The sequence below is a fragment of the Myxococcus xanthus genome (genome assembly GCF_013116825.1).
Lineage (GTDB): Bacteria > Myxococcota > Myxococcia > Myxococcales > Myxococcaceae > Myxococcus > Myxococcus xanthus_B.
The window spans coordinates 1-19,208 of record NZ_JABFNS010000116.1 but is presented as its reverse complement, the minus strand read 5'-3'; the positions used below and the strand labels follow the sequence as shown (position 1 = coordinate 19,208).

Genomic DNA, 19,208 nt, shown 5'->3' with positions numbered 1-19,208 from the left:
TTCCCACGCCGAGCGACGCTTCCCCTTCTTCGACAGGGCCGTCCCGAATGGGAAGCCCCACAGGAACAGGAGGCGTCATGGTTTGTCTGGACGTCCACCCACCGGCGTTGATTGCACCGGCGGTGAAGCTCTGCCACGGCGAAGATGTACCGGGACTCGGGCAGCGGGGTTGATGTCCTGGGCCAACGCACCTCCGAGTGTCGGCATCGGGCAGAGCAGACTGTGCCTCAAGTTCAACGTGCTTGAGCAGCATGGGCCCTCTTTCACGCCCGGAGACGAAGAATGCGCACTGCGCCCGAGAGGACGAGCACCGCGATGCCAAGGCCTACAAGGAGGTCGGGGTAGGGGGACTTGGTAAGAGCGACGAGGATGCCCGCCGCGATGACACCAAGGTTCGCCAGCACGTCGTTGGTGGAGAAAATGTAGCTGGCCTTCATGTGGGCCCCGCCCTTTCGGTGACGGGAGATGAGCAGGAGGCACGTCACGTTAGCGGCGAGGGCGAGCGAGGCCACCCCCAGCATCCAGGTGGGCTCCGGCTCGCTGCCAAGGAGGAAGCGCCGTCCCACCTCGAAGAGGGCACCCAGTGCGAGCGCTATTTGCAGATAGCCACTGAGGTGCGCGGCGCGCAGCTTGTGTGCGGCCGTACGGCCCACCGCGTAGAGGCTGAGGCCGTACACCATTGCGTCGGCGAGCATGTCGAGGGAGTCCGCGAGGAGGCCCGTGGACTGGACGAGCCAGCCTGCGACGAGCTCGGCCACGAACATTATCCCATTGATGGCCAGTAGCACCCAGAGCGTGCGGGCCTCCTTGCCCGCGTCCTCGCCGGCCTCTGGCATGCCCTCTTCTGCGGCCGCACCTCCGTGCGTCTCGACAAGTTGGGCGCCGAACCCGAGCGGTTCCAGACGTCCTGCCACCTCGGATGCCGTGCCCCTCGCATGCCAGACGGTGAGGCGCCTTTCGGGCAAGTTGAAGGCGAGAGCGCGCACCATGGGCAGGCCTTCGAGAGTCATGCGCACAGTACGCTCCTCTGAGGGGCAGTCCATGCGGGGTACCTTGAATTCGCTCCTGTCGGTGGCGTCTGGAGGAGTGTTGTCGTTTTTCATTGGGTGTCGTCTCCACAGAAAAAAGGGGGAGAGGAGGCCGGGCGCCCGGGGGGGGAGCTGTGCGCCGCCTCGCATGAAGGGCGGCGCGGTACTCGTCACCGCGGCAGTCCATCTATTCCGGCGCCGAGGCGGCAGACCGCGCCTCGAGAGGCAAGCGCAGTGTCCGCTCGTGTGGCTTAGGATGCGAGAGGAGGGGCGCGCCCGCGCAAGGCCACCGCGAAGTGCGGCAGCGCTGCCAGGGCGCACCTTTCCCGTGAGCGTTTCGGGGGGCTACGCTTTGGGCGGCTGGAACAGCCCTTCGCTCACGGGGGCCACAGGGGCGTGTGGTGCCAGCAGCGGCGCGTCGAAGGAGGGGCGTGCTTCAACGAGGAGGGCCGGTGCCGCCGGCATGGCAGCCGGAGGGCATTGGGCGCACGGGCCCACGGGGCAGTTTGGAGGGCACTCCTCGGCCTCGAGCGAGCCTGCACACTCAGTGGCACACCCCGGTTCAGCGAAGCCCAGCGCGGCAAGCGCGTACCGAGGAGCGCCGGAATAGGTGAGTGCCAACAGCATCACTAGGAAGATGCGCCCAAGGGCAATGATGCGCTTCAGAGGGCGGGCGCCCTTCATGCTGCCTCCCTGCCCTCAAGCTGCCTGATGGCGTCGTGGATGAGCCCCTTCGCCCAGGTACTTGCGAGGGAGTAATAAACGAGCTTGCCATCGGCCCGGTACTTCACCAGTCCCAAGTGTCGCAGTTGCTGAAGCTGCCGCGAGGTGGTGGCCATGGAGCGCCCAACCAAGTGGGCCAAGTCGCAGACGCATAGCTCCGAGAGTGAGAGCGCATGGAGTAGCCGCAGACGGGTCGGGTCTGCAAAAGCGCCGAGCAGTTCCGCCGCCTGCTGGGCCGTGTCGGCGCTCAGCAGGCGGGGCTGGACAGCCTCCACCTTCGCCTCGTCGACGAAGTCCACCTGACAGGCGTCGGCGGACAGCGGCGTCGTCTCCTGGGAGGCTCGTGGTCGCCTTGTCTTCACGTTTGCGTATATAAGCAAGTGATGCGCTCGGGTCAACCCTCTACGCGCCTTGTGGCCATATCCTCACCTACGAAGTACAGGGAGCATTGAGAGCAGCAGCAGCAGTCTGCGCTCCAGGCGGAGAGAATCGCTGCGGCACTGAGCCCTGCCATTCCAGCGGCTGCCCGCTGCCTCCACGAGCCGCCGAGCACAAATGCATTGATGCCGAGGCAGTGAAGTAGGTACGGGCGTGCGTTCGTCCTGCCCCCGAAAACGAGAAGCCAAGCTGTCCACGGCGAGGCCGTTTCGGACGACCGGCTCATCATGAACGCGGCTCCCCACTGCATGAGGCTGATCACGAGCCAGTAGAGGTGCGTAGCGAGCAGTGACTTCATGTTCACCCTCGAGGCCACCCGCTTGCCCCAGGGCTGAAGCGGCACGAGCATGAACGTACCCAGCAAGGACGAGATGAATCCTTGGAGTCCTCCCCGTTGACGGCCATCAGCGAGGCCGGGTTCACGCTCAAGTTTCCTTGCTACCTTGAAGAAACGGCTCGCGCAGCTGTGCCCAGTAGCCCACAGGAAAGTCTGGTTCTTTGGCGATGCCGAGGTCATCCGAGGAAAACCGCTTCTCGGGCGTGTAGGACCACGTGCCTAGCAGGTAGTCCCAGAGGTGGGTGAAGAATCCGAAGTTGACGTCACCGACGCCTGCCCACTTGAGGTGATGGAAGCGGTGCCCTGCGTTGAGTGCTAACAGGTACTTCATTGGTCCAACCGTGTAATCCGCGTTTGAGTGCTGCATGAGGAGCTGCACGAAGGCTAGTGCAGCCAGAGCTGACGCGACGCCCGAGGGAAGCCCAACAAGCAGAAGCGGCGCCACTCCCACCGTCATCTCCAGCGCTTGGTGGAGGGGGTGCTTCATCAGTCCGTTGAAGCCGTAGAAGCGCTTCACCGAGTGGTGCACGACGTGAAGTCGCCAGAGAGCGGGCACGCGGTGGCTCAGCCAGTGCGTCAGGGTGACGCCGAAGTCGAACACCAGCACCGCGAGGAGTACCTGGAGAACGAACGGCCATTCATGAGGCCACGCGTCGCGCAGGCACGCCCAGCCCGACAGAAAGGGCAGCGAGAGGAGGGCCAGGACATTGGAGGTCTCGTTGACGAGGAAGTGCAGGAGGTCTCGGCCGACGTCTCCGTGAGAGCGATTCCAGTCCGGCTCGTAGGGGATGGCGCGCTCGACGAGGAAGGTCGCTACAATCGCGGCCAGGAGAAGTCCTCCGAGCCATGGCTTCGAGGCGCCGCCATGGACGAGGGCCAGGGCCGCTCCGTTGACACCGACCAGCATGAAGAGTGGGTAACTCGCGCGCAGGACCTGCCGCGCTAGGCCCGTTGAAGGGACGCCTAGGGAGGTTGTCAGCATGGAATCAGGGTGGCACCGCCACTTCGCATCAGACTTGGAAGAACTGGCTACTTCGTCGGCGCGAACGACTGCTCGCCCACCCACTCAATGCCCCGCGCAATCTCGGAGGGGGTGAGCCCGAACATACGATGGAACGTGTTGCTGAGGTGCGAGCTGTCGGTGAAGCCCGCGACGTGGGCCGCGTGCGTGAGCGTGTCTCCCTGGCGGAAGGACTCCGTGGCCCGGCGTAGGCGGAGCCAGAGGATGTAGGGACGCAAGGGGATGCCCACGCTGGTGGAGAAGAGATGGCCCAGCCGACCGGCGGACAGGTCCACCTCTCGGGCGAGCGCGCCCTGGCTTACGTCTCCCGCTTCAATGCGGCTCGGGAGGAGCGCGAGGATGCGTTTGATGGCGGGATGGAGCGGACCGGGGCGCCAAGCCTCGCCGACCAGTTGCATTACCAGTTCCGCCACGAGTCGCGACCAGTCCTCCGCGCGGACTGGTTCGGAGGGAAGGGGGACGCGAAGCAAGGGCGCTCCCGCCTGAACCCACGCGGTGGAAGCAGTGCCCACGTCTAGCTGTCGCAGCTCACGGCCGGCGCGGTCGTCCGGATCGATGAAGACGAGCAACGCACGCTCCGACCCGCGCTCGATGCGATGGGGCGTGTCCGGAGGAATGATGGCGACCTGTCCCTCCACGAGCGCACCCTGTGCATCCTCTAGCAGGAGCGGCCCGTTGATAGCGTGAACGAGTTGGAACGCATGATGCGCGTGTTCCTGAGTGGGCCCTACGGCCCCCAGGTACGCGAGCCACTGGGGGCCCATCATCGCACGACCGAGCCATCTCTGTTCACGAGGCACTCCTTCCTTCTATCAGGACTGGAACTCCAATAAAGGTTGTGCGCGTTTCATACTACGTGCGAGGAGGGAACGGGGCTGGCTTGGCGCACGGGGAATATGGCCAAGGGTGACTCCCCATCCTGGTTCGCATCCGGACCAAAGGCCGGGTCACATTTGGGGTGTTCAATCGTCGCTTCACCGGTACAGGTCTCGCCTGCTCGTGAGCGCCCTGCGCCCTTGTCTAGATGCACGCATGACGCAGCGACCGAGTTTGGTCACGCTTCCCTGGTTGGAAGAATGCCTTTTTTGCTGAAGCCGCCCCGGGGTGGCGGATTCCATTGACGGGCTTCTTGAGTAGAGCGGACTCCGATCCGAGAAATAGGAGTCGCAGCAGCCAGGAGGTGGCGAACAAAGAAGATGTTAGGTCTAGTTGACTGTACCTAATTAGTTGTGTTTGTGGCACAAACGGGAGCCTTTCGCCGAAGAAACTTGCCGCCTTGGGGCGGGCGTAGCTGTGCTGCGGCCCTCCATGTCCGACTTCCGCGAGGTCCTTGAATCGATTTCGGAGTCCCCATGCTCCGCGCATCCTGGCTTCTCCGCTGCCCTGGCCTGTACTCGTTGCGGTACCTACACCTGTGCCTTCTGTGCCTCGTCCGGGGCGGGCTTATGCCGTCGGTGCCTGCATGCGGCTCCGGAGCTGGCGACGCGCAGGGCCCGGCTCGCAGCAAGCCTTGTTGACGGTGCCGCGCTCCTGCTCCCGTCCCTGTTCCTGGGCGTCCTCCGGTGCCTGGCGCTGCCGGGTGCGCCGGCGATGAAGGCTCCAGTCGTCTACGTCCCGGCGCTCCTCGCGTTGCTCGTGCAGGCGAGCCTGATTCGCGGCACTGGGGCGAGTCTCGGCAAGCGGCTCCTGGGAATTAGAGTCGTCCGAAGCGACGGCCGTCCGGCTGGGGTGTGGCGAATCGCCCTGCTGCGGAACGCGCTCCCGATGGCGCTGTGCGGTTACTGCGTCTGGTTCGGCCTTGTGGATGCGCTTTTCATCGTCGGGGAGGACCGGCGGTGTCTCCACGACTGGGTGGCCGGCACCCGCGTCGTGAAGGCACCTCGAGCGTAGCGCTCCTTCGCTGCGCGGTTCGTGACTGGCTGAAGTGTTGGGTTCGGAGTCCCTACACAGCGAGGGGAGAATGAGAGGCAATGACATGGAGGAAGAGATGAAGTCTGGGCGTCCCCGCTGGTTGGCCGGGCTCGTGTGTGTGGTGGTGGCGCTGTCCATGGGGTGTTCCCGGCCGTGGAAGCGGGAAGACACCAGGACGTGGGAGGGCTGCTGCGAGGGGGCCGACGCATGCCTTGCGCTGCTTCAGGAAGTCCACGGCCCCGACACGGGGGAGAAGTGGCTGCCGCCGGAGCAGGCGTGTGCGGCCTGGAAACTGGGGCGCGAGGGAGAGGACGTCGTCCCTCGGCTGGTTTCGCTGCTTCGGCACCCAGAGCGTCGCATGCGCGGCGGTGCAGCACAGGCGCTGGCGAAGCTGGAGGAGAAGGCCAGGGGCGCCGTGCCTGCGCTCATCGAGGCGTATGAGAGGGAACCCGGTGGGCTGGCCCTGCACGCGCTCTCCTTACTCGATGACGAGCGAGCAGCACCAGTCATTGTGCGCCACCTCCTGGAGTCGCCCACGTCGACGCTGGCGCACCTCGGCCCGACACTGGCCCCGGTGCTGCTGGACGTGCTGGAGAATCCGGATTCGAGTTGGGAGGCGCTGGTGCTGGTGCGCCATGTCCTCGCCCGGCGGGCCTCCATGTACACCGCGACGTTCGTCCCTCGCCTGCGGACGCTCCTCGCGCGGGAGCTGGAGGAGCCCGCTCTCCGGCGCCCACCAGGGACGTCCTGCCCGTCAGCGCCGGCGCCAGGCTGCGGGGCGGTTTTCGACGCGTGCACCCCGCGAGCGGCCTACGTGGCGTCGGTGCTGGCGGCCTACGGGCGCCAAGGCGCGAAGGCCGCGCCCGAGGCGGTGCAGGCGCTACAGCGGGCGGACGTGCGCCTCACACCCGTGGCGCTGCAGGCGCTGGTGGCCTTCGGGAGTCCTGCTGCGGTGCCGGGCGTCCTTGAGCAGCTCGCCGTGCCTGAGTGCCGTGCCTGGGCCCTCACGAGCCTCGTATCCCTGGGGGATGTGGCGCGGCCCTCCGCGACGGAGCCGCTGCTGCGGCTGCTGGCCACGGGGGAGGAGGGCTGGGAGCGCGCGCGGGCCGCAGAGGCCCTTGGACGCGTGGGAGACGCAGCCGCCCTCGAGGCGCTAGGCCAGGCGGTGTACGCGCCGCACAGCGAAGTCCAGGCTGCGGCGGTTGATGCGTTGGGCAGCTACGCCTTCCGGGCGCATGCGGAAGAGTTGGTGCCGCTGCTCCAGCGGGTGGTGACGACGCACGCCTCTCCGGTGGCGCGGAGCCACGCGAGGTTGGCCCTGCAAGGCCTCTCCGAACAGGAGGTGCGGCATGCGGAGTCCATCGACTGCGCCCGCATCAGGCCAAGCCGCGCCGGAGGGTGGACGCTGTGCGAGGGACACACCTCTGTCCAGTTGCACTGGGACAAGCCGAAGGCGCCCCCACAGGGGAGTCCCTGCGCAGCCGTGCCGGGTGGGGACTCCGCATCCGTCCTCGAAGCCATGGGAGAGGCCTGCCTCGTCGGATGGGACGACGGGGAGTTTGGGGGCACGCTGGAAGTGCATGAGGCCGGGCGGGTGACGGTGCTGGAGGAGCCCCGGGCCAACCCCCTGCGTGTCGTGCGGATGCACGGCGCCCTCGTGGTGGTGGAAGGCCTCGCGCACATGTATGGCGGAGCCGGACGTCTGGTGCGTGTCGACGCGTCCGAGGGGCGGTGGCGTGCCACGCCTTGGGTGACTCTCCCAGGCGCGCCGATGGCATACGCCCTGGATGAAGCGGGGGACTTGGTGGTGGGGACGACGAACCAGCGACTCGGCGCCATCGTGTGTGGCCGGGCTGGCACATTCGCCCCCGCCCACGTGGTGCGCGTCACGGGGGACGGGCGCCTGGCTCCCGTCGAACCGGACGGGCGGCCCTGACGCCACCGATGGGGAAGGGCGCCCCTCTCAGGGCGAGAGGGGGCCTGGCGCGGGCGTTGGCGCTTCAGCCGCGCCGCGTCCCCGAGCGGAACTCGCTGGCCCAGCGCTGGGCGGTGGCAGCGGCGCGCTCGCGCTCCGAGGCGAGGGGCGGCTGCCCGGCAGGCGTTGGCGCCCCTTGTCCGGAGGTGCCGTCCGCGCCTGCTGCCCCCTTCTTGCGCACCCACATGCGAGGGGTGGCGCTGACGAGCGGCTTGGGAGCTGGAGGCGTGGCGTCGGCCTTGGGCCTGCGCCCGCGCGGGAGAATGACTTCAGGGATGCTGTGGGGCGCGGCGTCCTCCACCCACGCGGCGTGCAGGCGGCCGGTGGCCGCCATGAGGCGCCGCTTCTGGTAGTGGGCGGCGCAGTAGCCCTGGCTGCGGTGGGGCCGCTTGCAGCCGATGACGGCACAGTCCCGGGGCGTGGGCGCGGCGGCCGGCGCTGGTTGCACACGGACGGGCTGGGGGGCCTCCGCCGGCCGCACGGGGCTCTCCGTACGCACGGCGCGGACGGGCTGTGGCTCCCCGGACAACCGCCGCGCAAGGCGACTCAGCGCTGCGGTGAGCGCAGCGACAGGGCCGGCAACCTCCTCTCGAATGGCCGCCCGAAACTCGGATTCAAGGAATTGCGCTGGAAGAGCGCCGCCAGAAAGGCCCTGCTTCGGGTGTTGGAAAGACTGCGATTCGCGAAGACGATGGGATTTAGGCATATGTAAAAGGCGTTGCACCGGATGCGCCGACGGCGCCGCTGTGGATGCGGCGACAAAGCAACGCTGAGAGACGATTACCATTCCCCAGGGCAGCGGCGTAGTCGATAGCGGTGCACGCACTTGCACACGGGATGTGACAGCCGCAGGAGCGCACCTCTTGAGGATGCCTTCCTCCTGCACACTCTTGCAGTGGCCCGCGGACGAACTCCACCACTTTGCTGTCCGTCACGACCTCGTCGGTCGGCGCCGGGCATGTCCCGTACCGCTCGACGAGGGCTAAGACATCCAGGCTTTGCCTACCGAGTGATGACGCTCTTCAGCCCCGTTCTCGTCTCGAAGTCCTTTGCCAGTCGCTCCATCTCCGCCGAGTCCTCGCAGCCCAGGATGAATGAGAAGGTGGGCTGCGTCGGATGTCGGTAGAGCAGCAGCGCTGCGTCTCCTCTCTCGTACAGCGCGCAGTGCTCGACAGGAGGGAGCCGCTTGAAGCCCTTCTCCTCGGCCAGCGCAGTCACCACGTCTGCCCGGTAGCGAGTTGCGGCAGCGGCGTCATCCGGTGACGAGAACTTCCGCCGGAAGGGTAGCTGTGGCAGGCGAAGCTCCTTGAAGGCCTCGTAGTAGAGGAATTCCTCCAACCCCACGTACTGGGGAGAACTGGCCTCGGGAGGATAGTTCTTCGACAGTGGCCTGCGGACGACCTGGCAGTCATCGGCTCCATGCGGAGTCGAACGATCCAGGAACCAGTCGAAGCTGGAAGGCCCTTTATCTCCAGCCACCGGGATAAATCGCCCATGTTGAAGCCACGTCTTGGCGTTGTAGACATCGAGAGCCCCCTCGATTGAGAGGGAGGCTTCTGCAAGTTCAAGGTCGCCCATGCTCGCGCCCATCGTCTCCAGAAAACGACGATAGGCTCCCGGGAGAGAGCCTGCTTTCCTCTCCAGAAGTGCGATGTCTATCTCGTCCGCCGGAACAATCTCCTTGGAGAAATCGGGGCGGTAGCTCTCGATGAATTCGACGAGTGATTTCATTGCGGATTCTCGATTAGGCGCAAGCCGTGGTACAGTACATTGCCGGGAGCTTCTCCTGGCAGTCCGAGCACGATGGGACGTTCTCGCCGCTCTGGAATGTCTGTTCGCGCTCCTCTGGCTCAGAGAGGCTCTTGGTTTTCAAATCCTCTATCCGAACTTTGAATTGTATCCGGGGGCCTCTGTCGGGCTTGAGTCCCGCGACCGCTGGATAGAATAGGCGCTCGATGAGTTGCTGGGGCTTGTGCCCTCCGTGCTTCTCCATGATTTGCTTGGCGGCACAGTCCCAAGCCTCTCGTGCAATCTCCGAATCGACGGGTGCGCTTGCGCACTCGAATCCCAGAGACTTCACGGCCTTCATAAATCCCGGAGGGGCTTGGCCGGAGCAGGCCGCGAGCTTCTTGCCTGTGCATACGCACGCCATTGCGCCAATCATGTAGCCCTTGACGTAGGACTTGCGCTCTCGATTGTACCGAAGAACGGCGTGGTTGCCGAAGAAGTCCTCAAGCGCGGCGATTTGCCTCCTGAGAGTGGAGAGTTCGCTCGGTAGGCTTGCCAGTTCCGTTCGCTCTGAGGGGTTGGGGCCTTTCCCGCTCCTTCGGTTGTCGTCCGTGTTCTTTCTGTCTAACTCCTCGAGCCTGCGCTCCTTGCTCCTCTCCTCTTTCTTGAGTTTGGCGTACTCAAGAATTCGTTGCTTCTGTGCGTCGAGCGCTCGCTGGAGCCGTTCGAATAGCCGCGCAATCGCCGCCTGCGTTTCTTCTCCTGCCCCAAGGGGATGCGTCTTCCCGCAGAGCGAGCACGGGATGTCGTCGCCGTAGATGACACTCATGACGCCGGAGGCTTGGATGATGCCCGTCATGGTGGCGGCATTGGCTGGGCTGCCGGAGGGGCCGCAGTTGTTGAGCATGGGGTCGCCCAGCAACTGCACGTTCCGCCCCTCGATTTTGACGTTCATCGAGCCAGGGCCGATGAACTTCGTGGGGCCGTGGGTGTTGCTGGAGATGAGCCCGCCGCCTGTCCCCTTGCTGGCCATGTCCCCCTTGCTGCCGAAGCTGGCACCGGCAATGGCGACGGGGTGCCCGTTGATGGTGACTGTCTTCGAGTACCCCTCCGGGGCGTCGCCGCTGTTGCCGATGTTGGGCAAGGGTGTGGGCACGAAGGGAGCCGGCGGGCCGGGCATCTTGCAGACGTTGGGCAGCGTGGCTGCGGCGATGCCCGAGCTGCCCTGGGTGACGGGCGTCCTCGGGAAGTTGACTGTTACCTTGGCCATGGTTTCGCTCCTTCTTCACTTCCGGAAAGTGGCTCTTCCAGCAGTGCGGCGGCGCGCAACCCGGCTTCCGAACTGCCCCAGAGTAGCGCGCGAGGGCCGCTCGCGTACCGGCGCTGCCAGGCCTGCGCGCAGAGGACGAGGTTCAACGCCCCCGTGGCGGCGCCCACCTCGCCGCAGCTGCTCACAGGTGTGTGGACGGCGGAGGCGTCGCGGAACGCGGCCCCAAGGCGCAGGGTGACGAAGCCCCACTCCTCGGAGCGGTAGCGCTCGCCATTGAGGTCGCTGTGGACGTCCGCCACCACTTTACGCGTGCCTTCCAGTGGCGCGAGTGCCTCGGCCACGGCGGCCGTCATCCCCTCGCCCAAGTTGAGGTCGTCGCTGTGGATGAGTTTCGTCTCGTGGGCCGTGGTGGCGGCGCGCACCGTAGCGTTGGGCGCCAGTCTCCACCGGCGCGCGTCCTGCGTGGCCATTACCGCGACGAAGGCCGCGGCCTCGCCGGGGGCGAAGCCCATGCGCGTCCCTTCTTCCAGCCACTGGTTCCGCTCGCGAAGCCAGGCCAGTGTCTGGACGTCGTGGTAGCTGTCGATGCCTCCCACAATCACCAGTGGGCAGCGAGAGGTGTGGCCAACCCGAGTCACGGCTTCTCGTAGCCCCTCCAGCGCCGAGGCGTGGCCCGTCAACCGCGGCTCCACCTGGAGGTTCAGGCGCGCACTTCCGAGGGCCGAGAGGGCGGCGGTGACTCGCGAGGCGTCTGATGCCCTCCAGCCCGGGCGCTCCTCGGGAAGGCCCACCAGCACCGGAACGTCGAGACTCCTCTGCGGGAGGGCGGGTGTCAGCTTTGCGAGGACCTCTTCCAACGCCGCGGCCCCCAGCGCGGCCATGCGCGTCACACCACACCACTCCTGTGCGTCCAGGAGCCCGTCCCTCGCGATGAAGGAGTCCGCCTGGCGCCCCAGCTCCGGCACCTGGAGGAGTCGCACGCGGCTGATGCCCGCACGCACCGCCGCCGCGACGCTCTCCGCTGTCGTCCCCACGGGGGCACGCGCCCCAGACGCTACGAGTACCGCCTCAGCGGGCATGTCAGTCCGTCCTTTCAGTAATGGCTGTGAAGTCGAGGCGGTCGACGTCCCGAGGGCCGACGCTCAAGCCCGTCTGGAAAACCATGCGCACCTTCTTCACCTCGGGCTCGATGACGACGGTGCCCAGGGTGGCCTCGTGGAAGCGTCGGACGGCGCCGAAGTAGGTGGCGAAGCCGAAGCTGAGGCGGGGCAACGTGAAGTGGAGCGCGCCCTTCGGCGTGAGGTGCACCAGGGCCACCTTCTCTCCGCCCACGAGGCGACGTGAGGGCCGCTGGTCAGCGGGGGCGCAGAGGGCGAAGCGCTCATCGAAGTCTCGCGGCAGCAGCGGGTGTCGCGTCTTCCTCCAGGCTTCGTCGAAGGTGCCTGCCAGCTTGAGTCGCGGCGACCAGTAGCTGGCGATGGGGCCAAAGCCGGCCGGCCCCGACTTCGCTGGGGTGCCCCGCAGGTACTCGATGCGGTGAGCGGGCTGGTCCACCAGGTGCGCCTCGCTGCTGGCCACCCCGCGCCCCACGGGGTTGCGCATGTCGCTGGCGTGCTTGCGCGCGTCCGCGTCGCGCGTGTCGGTGCCGCCCCAGGCCCACTCGTAGAGAATGGGCTGGGTGACGAAGGGCTTGGGTGACGAGGGCTTCACGCCCGTCAAGCCGCGCGTGTAGTAGCGCTCGCCGTGCACCACGAGCATTTTGTCCACGTCGTGGATGCGGATGGCCACCTCGACGCTGGGCGCGGGGCGTCCACCGGGCGCATGGGCGCACGCGTTGAGGAGGACGTCGGTGTGGGGCTTGGGGGCGACGAGCTCGGCCTCGTAGCGCAAGCTGGAGTGGCCCGCCTCTCCCCAGTAGACGGGCGCGGGCAGTGGAGGCTCCTGCACGTCGGCAGGGCGGAGGCGGCCCGCGTCGTCGACGTCGAAGGTGGCCTTGACGGCGACAACCCAGTGGTGGTGGCCGTCCTTGTCGCGGACCCACGTCCGCTCGGCCGCGTAGGGTGTCTTATTCTGAAGTGCCCACATGGTTGGCAACGAAGCGTGGGGTTTGTTGTCAGCGCAGGCCGCTGTCGAAGGACTGCGTGCGGATTCGGGCGCTGGCGGCCCGGGCTTTGGCCTGCTCCGCGCGCTGGACGTGTGTGAAGGCCCGAGTGCGCACCGTCAGCGTGCCCTGGCTCCGCAGGGCCAATTCGCGGGCCACGACGTGGCGGCGGCGCATGGGACTGGTTTCAAGGGCCTCCACCAAGCCGCTGCCGCTGAAGGGCCGGCCCAGGAGGTACCGCGTGTCCCTCACGAAGCGCTTCTTCTCCGCGGCCCACCAGCCCCTGACGGAGGCCGCATTTGGCCACGGCAAGTCGTCTTCGGGCTTGGGCACCAAGTCTGCGTCCAAGTCCTCTTCGAGTTCCGGCGGCGGTGGGACGTCCTCGGGCCTCTCGCCTGGGGGCAGGGCGTAGGGCCCCTCCAGCCGCAAACCCGTCATGGCGGCGAAGGCCTCCCCGGCCAGTTGTGCAACGCCGGGTACCTCCAGCCAGGCGAGGCACGCCTCCATGGCTGCCACCCAGCCGCTGAAACCCAGGGCCCAGAGGGCCTGGGGGCGGAGCTTCTCCGCATCCAGCAGCGCCATGAGGAAGGGGAGTTCTTGCACACCGCCGCCCATGGCGAGCAGCACCATGGCTTCAAGGCTGTGTGCGTCCTGAGCGCGCACGGCGGTGCGGCACATCTCCCATGCTTGCTTCACACCGGAGGCCACTCCTGCCTCCATTGCCGCCGCTCGAATGCCGGGGTGGGAGGAGTCCAGCAGCATGGGAAGCAGGCTTCGCGCTGCGCCGTCCGGAAAGGGAAGGGCGGCACGAAGGGCTGCTACCCGGGCCCGTGGCTCGTCATGGGTGAAGAAGCGCAACAGCACCTCGGGCGGTGCTTCCTGGCGGAACACCAGTGCCTCCAGGACTGCTGCCTGCAGCGCGGTGTCCTCCAGCTTCAACAAGTCGAGCAGGCGTGCGCCCAGCCCTGGGGCCTCGCTGAGCTCCAGGGCCCGTCGAATTGCGGGACGCGCTTCGGGCTCTGCCCCGCGCAGTCGCAGCAGGACTTCATCCACCTCGCCGAGGGCGAGCAGCGCGTACGTCGCCGCGGAGATGCGAAAGGCGTCCTCTGTTTCAAATGCGGGGCGCAGCACGGATTCGATAGCGGTGGATGCGCCAACCACCAGCCCGTCCAAATGCGCGAGAAGAAGTTCCTCAAGTCTCGCAGTCTCAGTCAGTGAGAAGTCTGGCGCCCCCAGCGCCCTCTCCCACTGCAGCCACCGGAACTCCGCTTCGTCGAGATGCTCCTCCAGCACGTCTACCAACAGCATGGTGTCTTCTTCCCCCCTCTGGATGCCGCTGCGCCTGGCTGCAAGGGCTCAGATGCATGCGCGAAGGCCTTTCGGCCTCGCTTGCAGTCGGCGCGTGAGAGCCATTGCTACAAATGCAGTAGCAATGGCGAGCATTAAGTTGAAAACGCGCGGCCGAGACAAAGCGCGCTAAACCCAATACGTCCAGTCACCGTCAGCCTGTGAACGAAGCTGGCGGCAGCGCGGCCTGATTGGAGCAGAGCCGCTCAGTGGCATCGCCCTTCGGGGAGGGACGATTCACGGCCAATATCGTCAACCCTGCAGCCCGTGAGTCGCTGGGGCTGGCGTCTTCCGGCTCGGACTGGGGAGTGCGTGTCGAGAGACGGGGGCAGCAAGCCGGCGCTCACCATGCCCCGAGGGAAGAGGCGTCCGTGGAGGCGCGGCATGCCACCTGCTTTCCACCTTCGGCCATGAGCATGAAGAAGCGGCGGGCGCTCGCGGAGCGCCTGGGGCGGGCAGAGGTGGAGCTGCAGCGGGCGCACGCGAGGTTGGACGGGAGTCCCGAATCGCGGACGCGGCTTGCCGAGGCGAAAGCCGAGTACCGACTGGCGGAAGCCGCAGCGTTGCAGATGCTGGGCGCCCGTGAAGCCTTGGTGTTGGTGGAGGCGCGAGGGGCCGGTGAAGGCCCTCTTCGCGCCACGGTGGGCCTCCTGGCTGAAAGCCACGTCGCTGCACACGGTGGCCAGGTGGCTGATGAGTGGCGAGGCCCGCGCCGCAAGCGGCGGGCGCGGCCAGTGTCCGCTGAGCGATTCCTTCGAAGCGGAGCCGCTACGGCGAGCGGCTGAAGCCGTCCTTCGCCGTATGGGAGGGCGCGCCCTCACCCCTTCGTTGCCAGGCCCTCGCGCAGCATCTCGTCGACGAGGGACGCGGCCTTCTCCTCGTCGGTTGCGCCTTGCACGCGCAGCGCGACGGACTCGAAGCGCTGGGCATTGGCCACCACCCAGTCGATGTACTCGGGCAGCGAGAGCCTCTCCACGCCGAAGGCGACGTCCTGCATTCCCTTCACGATTTGGACGGCAGTGCCCTGGAGGACACGCCCGTCGCGCATGACGATTACCATGGTTTCCTCACCTTCAGGTGTCGACGCCAGCAGCCGGACTCGATGATGGGGCGGCCAGCCAACCGCCCTTTGGGGAACAGGTATGCCTCGACGCGGCCGGCACCGTCGAGGGCAATGGACGTGCGCTTGTAGAAGCGAGGGTGGCCCTCAAGCCTGTCGAGCACCGCCAGCATGAGGGCGTCGACTTCGTACACCTCGCCCTCGACGGCGTGCTTGCCTCTGGATGCGAGGGCAGGGAAGGGCCCGTAGTCGTAGAGGGTGAAGCGGGGCTGCGTCCGCGCTGGGCCGATGAGGCGTGCGCCGCGCAGGAGGCGGTGGTTGGGCTCGCCGGACAGCAGCGTCCCGTAGACGAAGACGCGCGTCGAGGTTGAAGCGCGCTTCACGCCGCACCTCCCAGGGCGTCCGCGAGCACGGCGCGGTTGAAGCCCAGGCGACCGTAGGCGTGCCAGAGGACGCGGAAGTAGCGGACAGCGGGCGGCCAGGACTCGAGGCTTGCTTCGGGCTGCAGGTACACCAGCGCGCGGCGGCGGCGGCCGGCCCTGTCCGTCACCAGCCGGGTGGTGCGCCGGTACGCGAAGGGGTGCCCCTCGAAGCCGTCGAGGGCGCGCAAGTCCTCCGGGGTGAGGCGGTAAAGCAGCCCCTCGACGTGGGCGCCGCGCACACGCTGGAGGCTGGCGACGGCGCCGCCCCAGCGGTGGCTGAACCCGCCAAACACCAGGGTGTGGCCGGGAAGGATGGCCCGGGCCTCGACGGTGGCGCCGGGGCAGCGCGTGCGCATTTGGGCCCTGTCGAGGTTGGAGCCGTAGGCGAAGTAGAGCATGTGGATTCTCCGGTGGAGGACGGGCGCGCGGCCCGCCGTTGTCATTGCCAGCCAGGGCACCCGCAGGGCTCTGGCGCGGTGCCTCCGTGGTGGGGGCGTGCTGGGGTGGCTTCGCCGCCCAGCGCGGCGGGGCCTACCCCTCGTTGTCGCTGCGCGAGGCGTTGCGCCTCTCGTTGAAGAGGGCCGCCCTCGCTTGCGCCCGGGCGCGCCGGTGTGCGAGCCGGGTGCCGCGGACGTGGACTTTCCGAGAAAGACGTCCGCAGTAGCTTTTTGTGGGGTACCTGCCGGGCGATGGGCAGCAGCCCCATCGGCAGTTGCTCCGGTCCTTCCGGTTGATTCCGTATGCTTTCATTGGTGCGTCTCTTGTATTGGCGAGGGCACCCGCCCTTCGCGAAAGACATACACGCTCTGGTTCGGCATTGAAGCAAGCCCTGTTTGAGGAGGCGCGAGGGGCGCGGGATGGGCGGGCCCGGCCCCCCTCCTTGGGAGCCCCTTGGCGCGAGCGCAGGCGGGCGCCAGCGCTCCGTGGTGCCCGCGAAGGCCCCGTCACGCGGCGGCCAAGGCTTCGGTGGGCGCGCTGCCCCCAGCGGCGCCCTGTGCGCCCTGCGTGCCCTCGCTGCCGGGCGAGCCATCCTCCCCCCCGCCCGAGCCGCGCCGGTCGCGGCGCTGGCCCTTCCAGGCGGCGCTGCCCTCCAGCTTCTTGAGGAGGTGGAGGCGGGCCGTCTTGAATTCCTCGCCGATGAGGCCGAGGTGGAGGAGGAACACCCGGAAGTCGTACTTGGCGGTGGCGGGGTTGAAGTCGCGGCGCTTGCTGGAGGCGGCCTTCGAGGCCAGGGCCCGGGCGGCCAGGGCCAACACCAGTTGGACGTAGGCCTTCACCTCTCCCGCGTGCACCGAGCCGTTGAAGTACCGGAATTCAATCGTGCCCCGGAAGAAGAGGCTGTTTAAGTTGAGGCCGTGGTAGCGGCTCGAATCGTAGCGGTTGGGCATGCTGTTGCGGCGCCCGTACCAAGCCTCATTCACGTCCTGGAGGGTGCGCGGGCGGCGAGCCTCCAGCCGCTGGAGGAAGGCCCCGTCGATGGGCTTGCAGTAGCGGCTCAGCCGCGCCGCGCTCACCCCGAGGGCCGTCTCCAAGAGGCGCTCCTGCTTGTGCACCATTTTGACGAGGTTGGTGACGCCCTTCGCGTCGAAGCGGCTGCCGTCGACGTGGATGTGGATGCCGGTGGAGGCGTCGGCGCGTGCGCCCGCCTCGCGCGCGGCGCGCACCACCTCCTGCAAGGCGTCCAGGTCCTGGTAGGTGAGGATGGGGGAGACGATTTCGCCGCTGCGCTCGCCCCCGCTCAGCGAGGCGTCCGACACCACTTTCCAGATGCGGCCCTGGGCGTCCGTCACCTGCCAACCCCGGTAGTCGCCGGAGGCATGCCCACCCACCGCGCCCTGAATCGCGTAGGCCAGCTTCTGGCGGGTGGCGCCAACCGTCTCAATCTCAATTCCAAACCGGAGCGTCTTCATGGGATTTGCCTCTCGCATTCGCGCGGGGCTGTGGCGCCCGTCGCGAAACACATACACGCTCTTGTGTGCGAATGAAGCAAGTCCACTTCGGTGTCTGGCTTGGTGGATTCTGGTGTCTGGGGTAGTCGCGAGAATTCGCGAGGTTGCGCGGCGGCTGTCTGTGAGACGGGCGAGGCGAGCTTGCCTGGGCTGGGGGGCAGCCGGCGGAATTCCAGTGTGTGTGATTGTCTCGGCGGCATGTTGCCAGGGGGGCGACATATCCCGGACCGGATTCCTCCACCCCGCCCGCAGGCTCAACCGGAGGAGCCTCCCATCGGAGCCGGGCTGCTGGCGGGCGCGCGGCGCCTGCCGAGGGGCTCAGGAGGGCTCATCCCACGAGGCTTTTGAGCATCGCCATCGCGCGCTCGGCTTCGTCCGGTGTGCCCTCTGCAAGCTCCACGTACACGATGCCCCCGGAGTAGATGAGGATGTCTGGGAGTAGTTCGATGCGTACGTTCCAGCGCGCTCTCTCCGGGGTTGCCATCTCAACGTCGGCGTAGAGGCGATGGAGCGCGGCGTTCAGCGTGCGCTGGCGCGTGTCCCTCGGGAAGCGCACCTCGATGTACGGCTGGGGAATTCCGTAGCGCGCGGTGCGCTGTCCCACCACCATCAGTTGCTGGCTCGTCGCGGCCATCATTGTCCTCGCGTTCCGTAGGAAGGGGTGTTGCGAAAGACATACGCGCTCTTGTGGGGCGTGATGCAAGTTGAGTCTGCGGGGCGGCGTCAGCGCCCGGGGGCCCGTTGCTCCTGCCTCTCAGCGCGACAGGGGCTGATCGGCGGGCGTTTTCGGCTCAGGAGGACTTCGCGGCGTTCGGGCGGGAAATGGCGGGCTGGCTGTCCTCGGCCGCCAGTCGCTCCCGGAACAGCGCAACGAGCGTTTCGTCCGATTGGTAGTCGAGGCTATTGGAAATCTGCCTGTCCATACGGACCACGGCCGTCAGGTAGCCGGCGCGCGCGTCAATGCTCAGGGCTGTATTGCTTGCGACTTGGCGGTACAGGAAGAAGAGGTCATCAACGTCGTCATCGGTGTGCGGCATGTGGCCTCCTGGTGCTGCGGTTATTGGTGTGGCGGGGCACCCGCGCGGTCCTGTGGCGCGGGTGCCCCTGCCCCTTCCGCTCAGCCCATCAGGGTGCTGAGGAGCATCATTCCGCGCATGGCCTCGGCGTGGTCCCCCTCGGACAACTCCAGGTAGATGCGGCCGTGGTTCGGCTCCAGGAGGCGCTCGCTCTGCACAATCCACCGCTCCGCAGAGGGCGTGCGTAGCTCCAGGTCGGCTGACAAGGCGTGGAGCGTCGCGCTCAGATGCCGGTGGGTTGAGCCGCGCGGGAGGATGACGTCCAACTGCGGTTGAGGCGTGCCGTACCGGCTCGTGGCGAGGTCCAGGCGCAGGGTAGTGTTCTGGAAGTCAACCACCGTCATGTGGACAAGGTGGAGGGGCTTGGGGGAGGTGGTCATGACGTGCGTTCCTGTGGATTTGCGCGGCGCTTCGTTGCTCGTTGCGAAAGGCATACACGCTCTGGTTGGCGGGTGTATCAAGTCCTTCTCTGGGCCTGTGGTGCTGTATGTTTCATTGAGTGGGCGGCGGGGAGGCGGCTTGTTCTGCCGCCCCGCATGCCCATGTCAACGGAGGGCCCTGTGCAGGATTTGCAGCCCGCGCTCTGTCTCGTCACGCGTCGGTCGAGGGCCACCGTCCCCGAGTAGCAGCAGGTGGACGCGGCCTGTGAGCCCGTCTTCGAGCACCTCCGATTCGACGAGCCAGTGCTCCTGCGACGGGGTGCGCAGCTCCACCTGGGCGGCAAGAAGCAGGAGGGCCGCGTTGCGCTGGCGTGCGGAGGTGCCCTGGGGAAATGTGACTTCGGCTTCCGGCTGTAATTCGCAGCCGCTGCTGTGAAGGGCC

The 19,208-nt window shown here is 67.1% G+C and carries 21 protein-coding genes; 3 read left to right on the top strand and 18 right to left on the bottom strand.

Translation table 11 applies throughout. The features are described 5' to 3' along the window. Positions 1-263 precede the first annotated feature (263 nt). The 4 genes from HNV26_RS27905 to HNV26_RS39380 form a co-directional block, all read right to left on the bottom strand. Positions 264-1,103 carry a cation efflux transmembrane domain-containing protein gene (locus tag HNV26_RS27905; RefSeq protein ID WP_216612781.1) on the bottom strand — a complete coding sequence of 280 codons (840 nt, stop codon included), beginning with the start codon at positions 1,101-1,103 and terminating at the stop codon, positions 264-266. Between the two features lie 605 nt (positions 1,104-1,708). Beyond that, on the bottom strand, positions 1,709-2,113 hold the full coding sequence (locus HNV26_RS27900) for an ArsR/SmtB family transcription factor (protein WP_216612780.1): 405 nt from the start codon (positions 2,111-2,113) through the stop codon (positions 1,709-1,711). A 501-nt stretch (positions 2,114-2,614) separates the two neighbouring features. Beyond that, positions 2,615-3,433, bottom strand: a complete 819-nt coding sequence (locus tag HNV26_RS27895; protein ID WP_216612779.1) for a sterol desaturase family protein — start codon at positions 3,431-3,433, stop codon at positions 2,615-2,617. A gap of 122 nt (positions 3,434-3,555) precedes the next feature. Then, entirely contained in the window at positions 3,556-4,185 is a 630-nt protein-coding gene (locus HNV26_RS39380; RefSeq protein WP_171443972.1) for an AraC family transcriptional regulator, read from the bottom strand. A gap of 670 nt (positions 4,186-4,855) precedes the next feature. On the opposite strand from HNV26_RS39380, the gene HNV26_RS27885 reads away from it, so the two are divergent. Beyond that, entirely contained in the window at positions 4,856-5,437 is a 582-nt protein-coding gene (locus HNV26_RS27885) for an RDD family protein (protein ID WP_171443973.1), read from the top strand. A gap of 85 nt (positions 5,438-5,522) precedes the next feature. Further along, the gene (locus HNV26_RS27880) at positions 5,523-7,394 is read left to right on the top strand and encodes a HEAT repeat domain-containing protein (RefSeq protein WP_171443985.1); all 1,872 of its coding nucleotides are present in this window, start codon (positions 5,523-5,525) and stop codon (positions 7,392-7,394) included. 64 nt (positions 7,395-7,458) lie between these two features. Here HNV26_RS27880 and HNV26_RS27875 read toward each other — a convergent pair whose 3' ends face one another. The 6 genes from HNV26_RS27875 to HNV26_RS27850 form a co-directional block, all read right to left on the bottom strand. Then, on the bottom strand, positions 7,459-7,932 hold the full coding sequence (locus HNV26_RS27875) for a cell wall protein (RefSeq protein WP_366817026.1): 474 nt from the start codon (positions 7,930-7,932) through the stop codon (positions 7,459-7,461). A 503-nt stretch (positions 7,933-8,435) separates the two neighbouring features. After that, on the bottom strand, positions 8,436-9,164 hold the full coding sequence (locus HNV26_RS38655; protein ID WP_253817123.1) for an SMI1/KNR4 family protein: 729 nt from the start codon (positions 9,162-9,164) through the stop codon (positions 8,436-8,438). 13 nt (positions 9,165-9,177) lie between these two features. Then, entirely contained in the window at positions 9,178-10,431 is a 1,254-nt protein-coding gene (locus tag HNV26_RS27865) for a DUF4150 domain-containing protein (protein ID WP_171443974.1), read from the bottom strand. Next, positions 10,419-11,510 (bottom strand): hypothetical protein, encoded by a 1,092-nt coding sequence (locus HNV26_RS27860; RefSeq protein ID WP_171443975.1) that lies wholly within the window; start codon positions 11,508-11,510, stop codon positions 10,419-10,421. Before HNV26_RS27860 ends, HNV26_RS27865 begins: the two co-directional genes overlap by 13 nt. Position 11,511: 1 nt before the next feature. Then, the gene (locus HNV26_RS27855) at positions 11,512-12,516 is read right to left on the bottom strand and encodes a DUF2169 family type VI secretion system accessory protein (RefSeq protein ID WP_171443976.1); all 1,005 of its coding nucleotides are present in this window, start codon (positions 12,514-12,516) and stop codon (positions 11,512-11,514) included. 28 nt (positions 12,517-12,544) lie between these two features. Beyond that, on the bottom strand, positions 12,545-13,840 hold the full coding sequence (locus HNV26_RS27850; protein ID WP_171443977.1) for a TIGR02270 family protein: 1,296 nt from the start codon (positions 13,838-13,840) through the stop codon (positions 12,545-12,547). Positions 13,841-14,289: 449 nt separating this feature from the next. Between HNV26_RS27850 and HNV26_RS27845 the strand changes: the two genes are divergently transcribed. Next, positions 14,290-14,664: a hypothetical protein gene (locus HNV26_RS27845; RefSeq protein ID WP_171443978.1), complete on the top strand. Its 375-nt coding sequence runs from the start codon at positions 14,290-14,292 to the stop codon at positions 14,662-14,664. 32 nt (positions 14,665-14,696) lie between these two features. On the opposite strand, the gene HNV26_RS27840 is transcribed toward HNV26_RS27845, so the two are convergent. From HNV26_RS27840 to HNV26_RS37975, 8 genes are all read right to left on the bottom strand, one after another. Continuing rightward, the gene (locus tag HNV26_RS27840) at positions 14,697-14,927 is read right to left on the bottom strand and encodes a hypothetical protein (protein ID WP_171443988.1); all 231 of its coding nucleotides are present in this window, start codon (positions 14,925-14,927) and stop codon (positions 14,697-14,699) included. Between the two features lie 5 nt (positions 14,928-14,932). Continuing rightward, complete coding sequence (locus HNV26_RS27835; RefSeq protein ID WP_171443979.1) at positions 14,933-15,322, bottom strand: gamma-glutamylcyclotransferase family protein; 390 nt, start codon at positions 15,320-15,322, stop codon at positions 14,933-14,935. After that, positions 15,319-15,759 carry a gamma-glutamylcyclotransferase family protein gene (locus tag HNV26_RS27830; RefSeq protein WP_171443980.1) on the bottom strand — a complete coding sequence of 147 codons (441 nt, stop codon included), beginning with the start codon at positions 15,757-15,759 and terminating at the stop codon, positions 15,319-15,321. The genes HNV26_RS27835 and HNV26_RS27830 overlap by 4 nt, the downstream gene beginning before the upstream one ends. A gap of 546 nt (positions 15,760-16,305) precedes the next feature. Continuing rightward, positions 16,306-17,271, bottom strand: a complete 966-nt coding sequence (locus HNV26_RS27825) for an amidoligase family protein (protein WP_171443981.1) — start codon at positions 17,269-17,271, stop codon at positions 16,306-16,308. Positions 17,272-17,638: 367 nt separating this feature from the next. Continuing rightward, positions 17,639-17,944 (bottom strand): hypothetical protein, encoded by a 306-nt coding sequence (locus tag HNV26_RS27820; RefSeq protein WP_253817122.1) that lies wholly within the window; start codon positions 17,942-17,944, stop codon positions 17,639-17,641. A gap of 157 nt (positions 17,945-18,101) precedes the next feature. Beyond that, positions 18,102-18,347: a hypothetical protein gene (locus HNV26_RS27815; protein ID WP_253817121.1), complete on the bottom strand. Its 246-nt coding sequence runs from the start codon at positions 18,345-18,347 to the stop codon at positions 18,102-18,104. Positions 18,348-18,427: 80 nt separating this feature from the next. Next, positions 18,428-18,766: a hypothetical protein gene (locus tag HNV26_RS27810; RefSeq protein ID WP_171452905.1), complete on the bottom strand. Its 339-nt coding sequence runs from the start codon at positions 18,764-18,766 to the stop codon at positions 18,428-18,430. Between the two features lie 165 nt (positions 18,767-18,931). Next, positions 18,932-19,208 (bottom strand): hypothetical protein (locus tag HNV26_RS37975; protein WP_216612778.1); only part of this gene is annotated, 277 nt, incomplete at its 5' end.

What these genes read in the sequence shown, in the direction of transcription:
- HNV26_RS27905 (WP_216612781.1), bottom strand. Translation starts at nt 1,103, where the DNA reads ATGAAAAACGACAACACTCCTCCAGACGCCACCGACAGGAGCGAATTC.
- HNV26_RS27895 (WP_216612779.1), bottom strand. Translation starts at nt 3,433, where the DNA reads ATGCTGGTCGGTGTCAACGGAGCGGCCCTGGCCCTCGTCCATGGCGGC.
- HNV26_RS27885 (WP_171443973.1), top strand. Translation starts at nt 4,856, where the DNA reads ATGTCCGACTTCCGCGAGGTCCTTGAATCGATTTCGGAGTCCCCATGC.
- HNV26_RS27880 (WP_171443985.1), top strand. Translation starts at nt 5,523, where the DNA reads ATGGAGGAAGAGATGAAGTCTGGGCGTCCCCGCTGGTTGGCCGGGCTC.
- HNV26_RS38655 (WP_253817123.1), bottom strand. Translation starts at nt 9,164, where the DNA reads ATGAAATCACTCGTCGAATTCATCGAGAGCTACCGCCCCGATTTCTCC.
- HNV26_RS27865 (WP_171443974.1), bottom strand. Translation starts at nt 10,431, where the DNA reads ATGGCCAAGGTAACAGTCAACTTCCCGAGGACGCCCGTCACCCAGGGC.
- HNV26_RS27860 (WP_171443975.1), bottom strand. Translation starts at nt 11,510, where the DNA reads ATGCCCGCTGAGGCGGTACTCGTAGCGTCTGGGGCGCGTGCCCCCGTG.
- HNV26_RS27855 (WP_171443976.1), bottom strand. Translation starts at nt 12,516, where the DNA reads ATGTGGGCACTTCAGAATAAGACACCCTACGCGGCCGAGCGGACGTGG.
- HNV26_RS27850 (WP_171443977.1), bottom strand. Translation starts at nt 13,840, where the DNA reads ATGCTGTTGGTAGACGTGCTGGAGGAGCATCTCGACGAAGCGGAGTTC.
- HNV26_RS27845 (WP_171443978.1), top strand. Translation starts at nt 14,290, where the DNA reads ATGAGCATGAAGAAGCGGCGGGCGCTCGCGGAGCGCCTGGGGCGGGCA.
- HNV26_RS27840 (WP_171443988.1), bottom strand. Translation starts at nt 14,927, where the DNA reads ATGCGCGACGGGCGTGTCCTCCAGGGCACTGCCGTCCAAATCGTGAAG.
- HNV26_RS27830 (WP_171443980.1), bottom strand. Translation starts at nt 15,759, where the DNA reads ATGCTCTACTTCGCCTACGGCTCCAACCTCGACAGGGCCCAAATGCGC.
- HNV26_RS27825 (WP_171443981.1), bottom strand. Translation starts at nt 17,271, where the DNA reads ATGAAGACGCTCCGGTTTGGAATTGAGATTGAGACGGTTGGCGCCACC.
- HNV26_RS27820 (WP_253817122.1), bottom strand. Translation starts at nt 17,944, where the DNA reads ATGGCCGCGACGAGCCAGCAACTGATGGTGGTGGGACAGCGCACCGCG.
- HNV26_RS27815 (WP_253817121.1), bottom strand. Translation starts at nt 18,347, where the DNA reads ATGCCGCACACCGATGACGACGTTGATGACCTCTTCTTCCTGTACCGC.
- HNV26_RS27810 (WP_171452905.1), bottom strand. Translation starts at nt 18,766, where the DNA reads ATGACCACCTCCCCCAAGCCCCTCCACCTTGTCCACATGACGGTGGTT.